This window comes from Pseudomonas sp. N-1-13, assembly GCF_057787095.1.
On the sequence record NZ_JBYNRI010000001.1, the window covers coordinates 2823685 to 2836824 of the forward strand.

The following is a 13140-nucleotide window of genomic DNA, read 5'->3' on the forward strand; positions in this document are numbered from 1 at the left end:
GGCTTTATGAAACAGCTCAAATCGCTCCTTCCTGCTGCGCTGCTCGGCCTTTGTGTCGGGCTTCCATCCCTCTCGACTGCCGCCAATCTGACGATCTCCTGCGGTGCGGTGGGTGCTGAATTGCAGCTGTGCAAGGAGGCTGTCGAAGCGTGGTCGAAGCAGACCGGCAACAGCGTCGAAGTGGTTTCCACGCCTAACTCGGCCACCGAAAGGTTGTCGTTCTACCAACAAATCCTGAGCGCCCGATCCAGCGACATCGACATCATTCAAATCGATATGGTGTGGCCGGGGATGCTGGCCAACCATCTGATGGACCTGCGCGAGGTGCTCCCTGCCAACGCGACCGAGGGCTACTTCCAGGCCCAGGTGGATAACGCCACGGTGAACGGCCGGCTGGTGACGATGCCCTGGTTCACCGATTCGGGCCTGCTCTATTACCGCAAGGACTTGCTTGAGAAGTACCACAAACAGGTGCCGCAGACCTGGGAGCAAATGACTGCAATCGCGCGGGAAGTCCAACAGGCTGAGCGTAGCGCCGGGAACGCCAATGCCTGGGGGTACGTCTTTCAGGGCCGCGCCTACGAAGGTCTGACGTGTAATGCACTGGAGTGGATCAGCAGCCAGCCGCAAGGTGGGCTGGTCAATCCACAGGGCGATATCGTGGTCAATAGCCCGGCCGCAAGAACCGCGTTGACGCTGGCCAAGAGCTGGGTAGGAGACATTTCCCCACGTGGCGTACTCAACTACACCGAGGAAGAAGGACGAGGTGTATTCCAGTCGGGCAATGCGCTGTTCATGCGTAACTGGCCGTATGTCTGGGCCCTGGTACAAAGCCCGGACAGTGTCGTAAAAGACAAGGTCGGCGTGGCGCCCCTGCCCCGCGGTGGCGAGACCGGCACCCACGCCTCCACCCTGGGTGGCTGGGGCCTGGCGGTGTCGCGTTACAGCGCCAATCCAAAGCTTGCCGCGCAGCTGGTGAGCTACCTGAGCAGTGCTCAGCAGCAGAAACATCGTGCCCTGGTCGGCGCTTATAACCCGGTGATCGAGTCACTTTATCAAGACCCCGAGCTGCTCGCGGCGATGCCTTATTACAGTCAACTGCGCAGCATTCTCAAGGATGGGGTCATGCGCCCCGCCTCGATTACCGCCGATCGCTATCCACGTGTCTCCAATGCCTTCTTCGATCAAGTGCATGGCGTGCTGGCCGGCGAGGTGCCGGTCGATCAGGCGCTGGCGGAGCTGGAAAGCGAACTGACACGCATCAAGCGCCGGAACTGGTAAGCCACAAGGAAGGAAATTCACCATGTCTGTCTCCACTACCCTGGCGTCCGGTGACGAGCTGCTGCCCGCCCTGGAAACGCCGGTACAACGCCGCCGGGTTCGCGCCGCCTGGCTGTTCCTGACTCCGATGCTGCTGTGTCTGGCCCTGGTGGCGGCCTGGCCGCTGCTGCGTACATTCTGGTTCAGCCTGACCGACGCCAGCCTGGCGGACACCGGTGACGCAAGTTTTATCGGCCTGAGCAATTATCTGCTGCACAGCAGCACCGGTTGGTCGGGCATCCTGGTCGATCCACAATGGTGGAACGCGGTGCGCAACACCCTGCATTTCACTGTGGTCTCAGTGGGGTTGGAAATGGTGCTGGGGCTGTTGGTGGCGCTGCTGCTGAACGTCAAGTTCACCGGGCGCGCCTTGGTGCGGGCATTGATTCTGATTCCCTGGGCGATCCCCACCATTGTCTCGGCGAAAATCTGGTCTTGGATGCTCAACGACCAGTTCGGCATCATCAATCATCTGATGCTGGGCGCCGGCCTGATTGACGCGCCCCTGGCCTGGACGGCAGACGCCGACTTGTCGATGTGGGCCGTGATCATCGTCGACGTCTGGAAGACCGTCCCGTTCGTCACGCTGCTGATGCTGGCGGCCTTGCAGATGTTGCCGGGCGATTGCTACGAAGCCGCCCGCGTCGATGGCATTCACCCGCTGAAGGTGTTCTGGCGAGTCACCCTGCCGCTGCTGATGCCTGCGCTGCTGGTGGCGGCGATTTTCCGCATCCTCGATTCGTTGCGGGTGTTTGACGTCATCTATGTGCTGACCTCCAACTCGTCGAGCACCATGAGCATGTCGGTGTACGCCCGCCAGCATCTGATGGAGTTCCAGGACGTAGGCTACGGCAGCGCAGCCTCGACCTTGCTGTTTCTGGTCGTCGCAGTCATCGCCATGATTTATTTGTACCTCGGACGCCGTCAAATGGAGGTTCGCTCATGAGCCCGCGCCTACTTAAAAAAGCGCTGTTGCGCGTCGGATTCTGGTGCCTGATCGGGATTTTGCTGCTGTATGCGGTGTTCCCTTTCTACTACGCCATCGTGACGTCGCTGAAGCCGTCCAGTGCCTTGTTCCAGGTGAGCTACTGGGTCGACAACCCCGACTTCTCCAACTATGCCGCCGTGCTCCACCAGGCCTCGTTCCTGCGGGCAATCGGTAACTCGCTGGTGGTTGCCCTGAGTGTGGTCGCGCTGGCGCTGTTCCTCAGCCTGACCGCCGCCTATGCCTTGGGCCGGGTGAAGTTTCGTGGACGCGGCGCGGTGTTGATAATGGTTCTGGGCGTGTCGATGTTTCCCCAGGTCGCGGTGCTGTCAGGGCTGTTCGAGGTGATCCGTGCCCTGGGCCTGTACAACACGCCCTGGGCGCTGATCCTGAGCTACACGATCTTCACCCTGCCCTTCACCGTCTGGGTGCTGACCACGTTCATGGGCCAACTGCCCCATGAGCTGGAAGAGGCGGCGATCATGGACGGCGCTTCGCCCTGGGTCACCCTGACCCGCGTGTTGTTGCCGCTGCTCTGGCCTGCGCTAGTCACCACCGGCCTGCTGGCTTTCATTGCTGCGTGGAACGAGTTCCTGTTTGCCCTGACCTTCACCCTCACCGACACGCAGCGCACGGTGCCGGTAGCCATCGCCCTGATTTCCGGCGGCAGCTCCCATGAGTTGCCTTGGGGGTTGTTGATGGCCGCTTCGGTGCTGGTCACCGTCCCACTGGTGATTCTGGTGCTGATCTTCCAGCGCCGAATCGTTTCCGGTCTCACTACCGGTGCGTTAAAGGGTTGATGCCCAACAAAGACAAGGAACAGCATCGTGATCAAGTTGAAGCTAGACAACGTGAACAAACAATTGGGCGGCATGCGCATTCTTCGCGACGTCAGCCTGGAAATCGCCGCCGGTGAATTCGTGGTGTTCGTCGGCCCCTCGGGCTGCGGAAAATCCACCCTGTTGCGACTGATCGCCGGGCTGGATTCCATCTGCGCCGGCGACCTGTTGATCGACGGGCGCCGGGTCAATGACCTGGAGCCGCGCGAGCGTGGCGTCGGCATGGTGTTTCAGTCCTATGCCCTCTACCCGCACATGAACGTCTACGACAACATCAGTTTTGGTCTCAAGTTGGCCAAGACCGAAAAAACCAGCCTGCGCGAGCGCGTGCTGAAAACCGCGCAAATCCTGCAGTTGGACAAACTGCTGCAACGCAAACCCAAGGAATTATCGGGTGGCCAACGTCAGCGGGTGGCCATGGGCAGGGCTATGGCACGGGAACCGGACATCTTGTTGTTCGATGAGCCGCTGTCCAATCTGGACGCCTCTTTGCGCGTGCAAATGCGCAATGAAATCGCCAGGCTGCATGCCCGACTGGGCACGACCATGATCTACGTGACCCACGATCAGGTTGAAGCGATGACCCTGGCCGACAAGATTGTCGTGCTCAATGGCGGACGTATCGAGCAGGTTGGCTCGCCGCGAGAACTCTACGAACGCCCGGCGACTCGTTTTGTCGCCGGTTTCCTCGGCTCGCCAAGGATGAACTTTCTTGCAGCGTTCCTGCATACGCCAGGCGCAAGCAGCCTGGTGGAAAGCCTGGTATTGGGCAGGACCACCCTGCCCTTTGACAGCTCAAGCCTGGCGGCGAACAGCCAACTGAGCCTGGGGATTCGACCGGAACATGTAGCACTCAAGGCGGCACAGGGCACAGCCGGCATCGCCGTGATCGGGGTCGAATATCTGGGCAGCGAAACCTATGTGCACCTCGATACCGGTCAGGATGAGCCGATGATCTGTCGCTGTGAGGTCCACGCCGGGTGGCGAGTGGGTGATCGGGTCGAACTGCAGGTAGAGATCGACAATCTGCACCTGTTCGATGCCGACGGCACGGCCTTGAGGCGCCACCCACAATCCCTCGAAACCCCGTTGGATGACATTGCCCAGCGCTCGGTACGAGCAGGCGCCCTATGACCGTGTGTGTGAATCCCATGAACGCTCCAATGTCCGCGACCCTTGAGCTTGCACAACAGGCGCTGAGCGCCGGCCTGTCTCGCGTCACCGATGACTATCGCCCCGACTATCATCTTGCCCCGCCCGCAGGCTGGATGAACGACCCTAACGGAGTGGTGTACTTTCGCGGCGAGTATCACGTGTTTTATCAACATCACCCCTTCGACGCGAAATGGGGCCCGATGTATTGGGGGCATGCCAAGAGTGCTGACCTGGTCCATTGGCAGCACCTGCCCATCGCACTGGCGCCAGGCGATGACTTTGACCGCGACGGGTGTTTTTCCGGCAGTGCGGTGGTGTGTGGCGACACGTTGGCGTTGATCTACACCGGGCACACCTGGCTGGGGGAAGTGGGTGACGAACGCCAGATTCGCCAGGTCCAGTGTCTTGCCACCAGCGTCGACGGCGTCCGGTTCGTCAAGCAGGGTGTCGTCATCGAGACCGCACCGCAAGACACGATCATGCATTTTCGTGATCCCAAGGTCTGGAAGGACAACGACTATTGGTACCTGATTGCCGGCGCACGCCTGGGCGATACGCCTTTACTCCCCTTGTACCGCTCCATCGATCTGCGCGCCTGGGAGTTCCTTGACTATGTAGCCCGCGGCAACGAGGGCGATGGCTATATGTGGGAGTGCCCGGACCTGTTTCGCCTCGATGGGCGCGACGTGCTGCTGTACTCCCCCCAGGGCATGCGCCCCGAGGGTTACGAGCGGCTCAACAAGTACCAGACCGGTTATCGCGTGGGGCAACTCGACAGCCAATGGCACTTCAGCGGCGACCCGTTTATCGAGCTGGATAACGGCCATGACTTCTATGCTGCGCAAACGCTGGTGGCTGCTGACGGTCGGCGCCTGGTGTGGGCGTGGCTCGACATGTGGGAAAGTCCGATGCCGAGCCAGGCCCATCACTGGTGCGGCATGCTCGGCCTACCCCGGGAACTGCAGTTGCATGCCGACCGCCTCAGGGTGTTTCCGGCCCGGGAACTGACCGCTTTACGCAAGGCACCGCTGCCGCACACCTCTGCGTGGGATGGACCGGGCTACGAATGGGTGTCACAGGTCAATGGCGACAGGCTCGAGCTCCATGTGCATCTGGATTTGCTCGGCTGTGCCGAAGGTCACCTGGGTATCGCCTTGCGTTGCAGTGCCGAGGGCGACGAACAAACCCTGCTCTATTACGACGCTTCGCTGCAGCGCCTGGTACTGGACCGCAGTCGTTCGGGCGCGCAGGTGAGCGGTCAGCGTAGCGTGGCGATAGACCACGCCCAGAAGTCCTTGCACCTGCGGGTGTTTCTGGATCGTTCGTCCATCGAGGTGTTTGAGCAAGACGGCCGCTTCAGCCTCAGCAGCCGCGTCTATCCGCGGCCCGACAGCCTGGGGGTAAAACTATTGGCAAGCGGGGCTGGCGGACGCGTCTCCATTGGTAATGCATGGCCGCTGGCTTCCGCATGGCTATGAGCAATGTCATTCGAGTCGCGACAAGCCCGGAGCCTGTGTCATGATTCGGCGTCAACCTGACTGGCCGCACCTCGCATGACTTCAGTGAAAGACGTTGCACAGCTGGCCGGCGTGTCCCTGATGACGGTTTCTCGAGCGCTCAACAATCCGGAAAAACTGAGCCCCGAAACCCTTCAGCGGGTGCGTCGCGCCATTGACGAACTGCAATTCGTACCGAGCCTTTCGGCGCGCAGGATGCGCGGGGACAATCTCCAGGCGCGAACCATCGGTGTGTTCGCACTGGATACCGCGACCACACCTTTCGCAGTCGAGCTGTTGCTGTCCATCGAGCAGACCGCGCAGCAAGCCGGTTGGAATGTGTTTATCCTCAACCTGTTGAGCAACCCGCCCACCGACCAGAACATCGACCTGATGATGTCGCACCGTCCCGACGGGTTGATCTTCAGTGCCATGGGATTGCGCCAGGTGAGCATCCCCGAGCGCCTGAAAAGCAAACCACTGGTACTCGCCAATTGCCTGGCCGATGACACTTGCCTGGTCAGCTATGTGCCCGACGATGAAACGGGGCAGCATCGAGCGGTGCATCACGCCTTGAGCCAAGGCTATCGGCGCCCTCTGTGTATCAATCTGCCAAAACAGAGCCTTGCCTGGAGCCTGCGACAAGAAGGTTTGCAACGTGCCTGCCAGGCCTTTGGGCTGGCGCCTGAAGCACTTCTGCAATACGACCTTTCCGATCACGATGCCTACGATGAAACCGCAGCCATTCTCGACCGGCACATCATCGAGGGGCGACCGCAGTTCGACATTCTGATCTGCGGCAATGACCGTATCGCCTTCTGTGCCTATCAGTTGTTGTTGGGCCGTGGCCTGAAGATTCCCAGCGATGTTGCGGTGCTCGGCTATGACAACATGATCGGCATCGCCGAGCTGTTCATTCCGCCACTGACCACGGTCCAACTGCCATACTACGAGATCGGTCGCAGGGCTGCCCGGCACCTGATCGAGAACCTCGAGGTGTCGGGCGCCCAGCCAGTAGATTGCCCATTGGTAGTCAGGGCGTCGCTGTAAGCCGAGTCTGTAGTGGGCACGCTCTGAGCTGTCTCAAAGCGTGCGGACACTGCTTTATCAAGCAATCAGATCGTTGGCACTGAAGGTATTGACGCCCAGTAGCTGGATTTCGAAATCCGCATCCAGATTGTCGTTGATGTTGCCGTAAAGCACCTGATCGACGAAGCGCAATTGCCCCGCGCTCGTGAAGTCGTTCGAGTCGATGAAGCTGAACCCGTTGATTGGCGTGGTCAGGAAATCGGCAGCCAGTTTCGATAGGTCAATCTTATCGCCCAGAATGCTGCTGAAGTCGGTAATGACGTCGCGAGCGCTTCCCTTACCCAGTTCATCCAACGCACTGAAAACAAATCGATCGGCTCCAGTGCCGCCAGTGAGCGTGTCACTGCCAATGCCGCCGATCAGCGTGTCATCGCCTGCGCCGCCGTTGAGTTTATCGTTGCCTGCTCCACCGTTCAGCACGTTGTTGCCGGTGTTGCCGTTCAGCACGTTGCCCAGGGCGTTGCCGGTACCATTGAGGTGGGTGCTGCCGACCAGGGTGAGGTTTTCCAGGTTAGCACCCAGGCTCCAACTCACCGAGGAGCGCACGGTATCGATCTCGCTAACCGTGGTGCTGGTTTCGATGACGATGTCCCTGAGGTTGTCGACCACATAAGTGTCATTGCCGGTGCCGCCGATCAGCGTGTCGATACCGCTGCCACCGTCCAGGGTGTCGTTACCTGCTCCGCCGTTCAGCACATTGTTGCCAACGTTGCCAATCAGCACGTTACCCAATGTGTTGCCGTTGCCATTGAGGTGGGTGCTGCCGATCAGGGTGAGGTTTTCCAGGTTGGCACCCAGGGACCAGCTCACCGAGGAGCGCACGGTATCAATCTCGCTAACCGTGGTGCTGGTTTCGCGGACGATGTCCCTGAGGTTGTCGACCACGTAAGTGTCCTTGCCCGTGCCACCGATCAGCGTGTCGATACCACTGCCACCGTCCAGGGTGTCGTTACCTGCTCCACCGTTCAGCACATTGTTGCCGACGTTGCCAATCAGCACGTTACCCAATGTGTTGCCGGTGCCATTGAGGTGGGTACTGCCGATCAGGGTGAGGTTTTCCAGGTTGGCACCCAGGGACCAGCTCACCGAGGAGCGTACGGTATCGATTTCGCTGGCCAGGGTGCTGGTTTCGCGGACGACATCCCTGAGGTTGTCGACCACGTAGGTGTCGTTGCCGGTGCCACCGATCAGCGTGTCGATGCCCCTGCCACCGTCCAGTGTGTCGTTTCCTGCGCCACCGTTCAGCACATTGTTGCCTGCATTGCCGATCAGCACATTGCGCAGGGCATTGCCGGTGCCACTGAGGTGAGCAGCGCCGGTCAGGATGAGGTTTTCCAGATTGGCGCCCAGGGTCCAGCTCACCGAGGAGCGCACGGTATCGATTTCACTGGCTAGCGTGCTGGTTTCGCGGACGACATCCCTGAGGTTGTCGACCACGTAGGTGTCGTTGCCGGTGCCGCCGATCAGCGTGTCGATACCAGTGCCACCGTTCAGCAGATTGTTGCCGACGTTGCCCATCAGCACGTTGTTCAGGGCGTTGCCGGAGCCACTGAGGTGGGCAGTGCCTATCAGGGCGAGGTTTTCCAGATTGGCCCCCAGAGACCAGCTCACCGAGGAGCGCACCGTATCGATTTCACGGGCCAGGGTGCTGGTCTCACGAACGATGTCCCTGAGGTTGTCGACCACGTAGGTGTCATTGCCGGTTCCGCCGATCAGCGTGTCGATACCACTGCCACCGTCCAGTGTGTCGTTGCCTGCTCCTGCGTTGAGCACGTTATTGCCCGCATTACCCGTCAGGACGTTACGCAGGGCATTACCGGTGCCGCTGAGGTGAGCAGCGCCGGTCAGGGCAAGGTTTTCCAGATTAGCGCCCAGGGTCCAGCTCACCGAGGAGCGCACCGTATCGATTTCACTGGCCAGGGTGCTGGTCTCACGAACAATGTCCCTGAGGTTGTCGACCACGTAGGTGTCGTTGCCGGCGCCACCGATCAGCGTGTCGATCCCGCCGCCGCCGTTCAGCAGGTTGCTGCCGGCGTTACCGGTCAGCATGTTCCCCAGCGCGTTGCCGGTGCCATTGAGTGAGGCTGACCCGATCAGCGTGAGGTTTTCCAGATTGCTGCCCAGGGTCCAGTTCACCGAGGAACGCACCGTATCCACTTCGCTGACCAGGGTGCTGGTTTCGCTGATCAAGTCACTGATGTTATCGACCACGTAGGTGTCGTTGCCAGTGCCACCGATCAGCGTGTCGATACCACTGCCACCATCCAGGGTGTCGCTGCCCGCCCCTCCTGAAAGGGTGTTGGCGCCAGCGTTACCGGTGATGCGGTTGTTCAGCGCGTTGCCGGTACCGTCGAGGTTGCCGGTGCCGCTCAGTGTCAGGTTCTCAAGGTTGCTGCCAAGAATGTAGTTGATTGATGAAACAACGCTGTCGATTCCGCTATTGAGGGCACTGCTTTCCTGAACCACGTCACCGCTGTTGTCGACGACGTAAGTATCGTTACCCGCCCCGCCGACCATCAAGTCCTTGCCGGCACGGCCATTCAGCAGGTTGTTTAGTGCGTTACCAATGAGCGTGTCGTCATTGGCCGAGCCGACTGCGTTTTCAATTTTTGCGCCATAGGCGATCGCCAGCCCGTCGTTGAACGCCGCCTGGGTGTCTAGGTCGATGAACGCTTGCCCGATTTTGCTGAACTGGCCTTCATTCAGATTGATGCGCACCGCTGCGAGCTGATTGGTGGCATCGATAGTGTCATTGCCGCCTGCGTCCCAAATCGTTTCGAAAACCGATTGGTCTGCCGCCCAACTGTATGTGTTGTTGCCGGTCTGCCACTGAGTGTTGGCCCCATAGAGGCTCTGGATGGCGGCAATGTCCAGCAGCATGGGCGTGGTTGGCTCATAGGAATAAGCACTGTCGTAACTCATGATGGTATAGCGGACATCATCGAACTGAGGCGCCAGTACCGTGGGGTTTGACAGGCTTTGCGAGAACGGGTGCTTGAGGCCCAGAGCATGGCCGATCTCATGCATAAAAGCCAGATAGTCGTACGTACCTTTGACCGGAGTCGGGTCGTTCGTCACTGGCCCGATCCAGACATCACCGGCACTGGGTGTGTGAGCGGGAAAATAGCCCCAGGCAGCGGTGTCTTCGTCCATATCCAGATAGCCGCCGAAGCGCAGATCACCGACGTTGGTGGAGGACTCGCTGACCCGTGTGAATTTGAGGTTGGCGACCGAACTCCAGGTGCCGAGCGCGCTGACGATGGCGTTTTGCTGCGCTGACGTCAGGAGATAGATGGACTCATATTCACTATCACTGCTGTAATTGATGGCGAAACGTGAGTCCGCCGTGACGAAGCTATACGTCAGGGGCGTGGTAAACGTGCCGGTGCTCCACGAGTTGCCCATCCAATAGGTGCCATAAAGCAAGCTATTGACCTGCGCATTGCCGGTCAGCTTTGCGGACGAAACAAACGAGTAACCAACGGGATGGGGCATGTGAAGCTTCCTTGGGCAGTCTGTGGCCTTTCCTGGGTGCGGCCATTACAGAGGGATATTTTGCATTAGAATGAGTGGATTTAACATCATCTTGCCACTATTTTTGTCTTCAGTGAGATGACGGTGCAACGAGCCATTCGTTGACCCTGCGGATATCCTCCTCCCCCAATCTGCCGCTCCAGCGATGCAGCACCAGCAAACTGGTCACGAACTTGTATTGGGACTGATTGAAGTCGCGCCGTGCGCGAAACTCTTCCTTGATACTGTCCAGCACATCGACGGCATTCTTGACGCCGTATCCGAAGGCCTTCTCGGTGCCTATCCGTGATTTTTCGGCGGATTCCAAGGCGCGTTGTGTTGCCTTGATTCGGCTGAGCCCGGTTGTCACGCCAAGATAGGCCGTTCGGGTTTGCGTGATGACCTGACGCCGCAAGGCTTCCAGCTCTTGCTCGGCGACTTCCTTATCGTTTTCGGAGCTTGATACTCGGGCACGGGTGGAGCCGCCGCTATAGAGCGGCACCTGCAAGTCCAGAGAGGCGACGAGATTGTCCGAACGAGGCGCCAACGCGCCTTCATAGCCGATATCACTGCGTTGCGCGGTCAAGTTCAGCCCCAACCGTGGCAGATGTCCCGCCCTGGCTTCACCGATAGCGGCCTCGGCGGCGCGGATACTGTGCTCGCGGGCAAGCAGTGCCGGGTTACTGTCGAGTGCCGTCTGCACCCAATGGTCCTGCGCTTGCGCAGGTAAACTGAAGGCTGGATTGCCAGCCATGCGTTTGAGCGGCTCACGGATATCACGCCCCACCAGTTCGGACATGGCTTGACGACTCACCTCGACCTCATTGCTGGCTTCGATCTCATCCGCCCTGAGCGCATCCACGCGCGCCTCAAGGTCAAGTACATCAGTCACCATCGCCATTTTGCGTGCATACAGCGCGTGGGTCCGTTTGAGGTTGCGCTCGGTCGCGTCCAGCTCGCTGCGTACCAGGGCCAATTCGTCCTCCGCCGCGAGAACCGCGAAGTAGCGCTCGGACAAATCAATGCTGGCCTGCACTTGAGTGTCATCGGACTCGTACTCGCTCTGGCGGGCCAGCTCTATGTACTTTTGGTAGCTGCGCCAGACCTGCGGATCGTAAATAACCTGATTGAGCATCATCGCCAGGCGTTTGCCGTTGTATTGGATACGATTCAAATCGTCGTCGCGCCGACTGCGGTTAACACTGCCGCTGGCATTGAGCTGTGGCAGCAGTTGACCAAAGGCCGCCCGCTCGCTGCCCTCACCACTACGGACCATCGCTTGTGCCCGTAAAATACGCGGGTCAGCCACTTGGGCTTCCTGATGCAGTTGCAACAGATCTGTGTAAGGGAGCGCCGAGCTGTCGTCAGCGAGAGCGCCAAGTGGCACGAGGGCCAGACTCATCGCGATCAGAAGCTTCATGTCAATCCTCGATCAACGAACGGGCAAACGCATTGCTGGCCGGCTGCATCAAATACTGCAACAGCGTCCGCGCGCCCGTATTAATCAGCACTTCGACCGGCATTCCCGGTACCAGAGTGAGATCGCCCAGGGCCTGACGCCCCTTGTCGGTCAGGGCCACGCGTGCCAGGTAATAAGCGGCACCGGTGTCCTTGTTGATCAGGCGATCAGCTGATATCTGCACCAGTTGCCCTTCGATGACTGGCGTGGTGCTGCTCTTGAACGCACTGAAGCGAATGTCCGCCAGTTTGCCCAGTGCGACACGGTCGATGTCCATCGGTGACAGCTGTGCTTCAACAATCAGTTCTTCGTTGGCCGGGACGATGTCCAACAGCGCAGTGCCTGGACTGACCACTGCGCCCAGCGTGTGTACGGTCATACCCATGACCATTCCCGACTCGGGCGCGAGGATATCGGTGCGTTGGTCGCGGTCCTGCAGGGTGGCCAGCCGCTCGCGCAATTCATAGACCTTGGTCTGCGCATCGCCCAGCAGACCTGCGACCTCGGTGGCAAAAGTCTTTTTCAGTTGCAGTATCTTCAACCGCGCCTCGTCGATATGAACCCGCGCTCGCGCGCTTTCGGAGCGGCTTTCAGCAATTTCGGCCTGCAGCCGAGAAAGACTTCGCTCTTGCTCGCGCAGACGCTGCTTGTCCACGTAGCCTTCGGCGAGCAATGCACGCAAGTCGACAATCTCTTCTTCATAGGAAGCGGCGAGCATCTGTTTGCTGGCGATGACGGCCTTGAATCCGCGGATCTGTTCTTCGATTTGTCCGATGGACTTCTCCAGCAAGCCGATTTCGCCCAGCAACGAGGTCCGTCGGGTCTGGAAGATCCGCCCTTCACTGTCGCGAGCCTCGCGCACTCGGGGATCATTGGGATCCAGCGTAGGCACGAGCGGTGGCTCGGGCAGCGCATCACGTTCAGCCACCAATCGGGCCTGGAGTTCGAGCGCGGCGATCAACTGGCTACGCATGGCTTCCATTTCCGAACGCGCCTGGGTGTTGTCGAGTACCAACAACACATCGCCGGCTTTCACCAGGTCACCGTCATGCACGCGCAGTTCGCGCACAATGCCGCCCTCAAGATGTTGTACGGTCTTGCGATAGCTCTTGACGGTGACCACTCCCGGCGCGAGCGCAGCACTGTCGAGCGGAGCCAGGGTAGCCCAGCCGCCAAACAGGCCAAAGGTGACCAGCAGCATCAAGTAGCCGATGCGCCGTACTGGTTTGTCATCGATTGGCAGCCCGGACATATCGACGGATGAGTGCTTAGTGTCTTGCATAA

9 protein-coding genes are annotated in these 13140 nt (G+C 59.7%); 6 read left to right on the plus strand and 3 right to left on the minus strand.

Annotated features, from left to right (window positions below; translation table 11 throughout):
• Positions 1–6 precede the first annotated feature (6 nt).
• The 6 genes from AC3I65_RS12765 to AC3I65_RS12790 all read left to right on the plus strand — a co-directional run bounded on the left by AC3I65_RS12765 (position 7) and on the right by AC3I65_RS12790 (position 6845).
• Positions 7–1281, plus strand: a complete 1275-nt coding sequence (locus AC3I65_RS12765; RefSeq protein WP_047226427.1) for an ABC transporter substrate-binding protein — start codon at positions 7–9, stop codon at positions 1279–1281.
• Positions 1282–1303: 22 nt separating this feature from the next.
• Complete coding sequence (locus AC3I65_RS12770) at positions 1304–2266, plus strand: carbohydrate ABC transporter permease (protein WP_139050078.1); 963 nt, start codon at positions 1304–1306, stop codon at positions 2264–2266.
• On the plus strand, positions 2263–3105 hold the full coding sequence (locus tag AC3I65_RS12775; protein ID WP_488523835.1) for a carbohydrate ABC transporter permease: 843 nt from the start codon (positions 2263–2265) through the stop codon (positions 3103–3105). The genes AC3I65_RS12770 and AC3I65_RS12775 overlap by 4 nt, the downstream gene beginning before the upstream one ends.
• A gap of 27 nt (positions 3106–3132) precedes the next feature.
• Positions 3133–4278: an ABC transporter ATP-binding protein gene (locus AC3I65_RS12780; protein ID WP_173406945.1), complete on the plus strand. Its 1146-nt coding sequence runs from the start codon at positions 3133–3135 to the stop codon at positions 4276–4278.
• Positions 4275–5777 (plus strand): sucrose-6-phosphate hydrolase, encoded by a 1503-nt coding sequence (locus AC3I65_RS12785; RefSeq protein WP_419417031.1) that lies wholly within the window; start codon positions 4275–4277, stop codon positions 5775–5777. The genes AC3I65_RS12780 and AC3I65_RS12785 overlap by 4 nt, the downstream gene beginning before the upstream one ends.
• A 75-nt stretch (positions 5778–5852) precedes the next feature.
• The gene (locus tag AC3I65_RS12790; RefSeq protein ID WP_305468451.1) at positions 5853–6845 is read left to right on the plus strand and encodes a LacI family DNA-binding transcriptional regulator; all 993 of its coding nucleotides are present in this window, start codon (positions 5853–5855) and stop codon (positions 6843–6845) included.
• Positions 6846–6902: 57 nt separating this feature from the next.
• Here the strand turns inward: AC3I65_RS12790 and AC3I65_RS12795 are convergent, their stop codons facing one another.
• The 3 genes from AC3I65_RS12795 to AC3I65_RS12805 all read right to left on the minus strand — a co-directional run bounded on the left by AC3I65_RS12795 (position 6903) and on the right by AC3I65_RS12805 (position 13138).
• Positions 6903–10379: a M10 family metallopeptidase C-terminal domain-containing protein gene (locus AC3I65_RS12795; protein ID WP_488523836.1), complete on the minus strand. Its 3477-nt coding sequence runs from the start codon at positions 10377–10379 to the stop codon at positions 6903–6905.
• 109 nt (positions 10380–10488) lie between these two features.
• A complete protein-coding gene (locus AC3I65_RS12800; RefSeq protein WP_047229091.1) occupies positions 10489–11817 on the minus strand; it encodes a TolC family outer membrane protein in 1329 nt (442 codons plus the stop codon).
• A 1-nt stretch (position 11818) separates the two neighbouring features.
• Positions 11819–13138, minus strand: coding sequence for an HlyD family type I secretion periplasmic adaptor subunit (locus tag AC3I65_RS12805; protein ID WP_305468454.1), 1320 nt, complete (start codon positions 13136–13138; stop codon positions 11819–11821).
• Positions 13139–13140 lie beyond the last annotated feature (2 nt).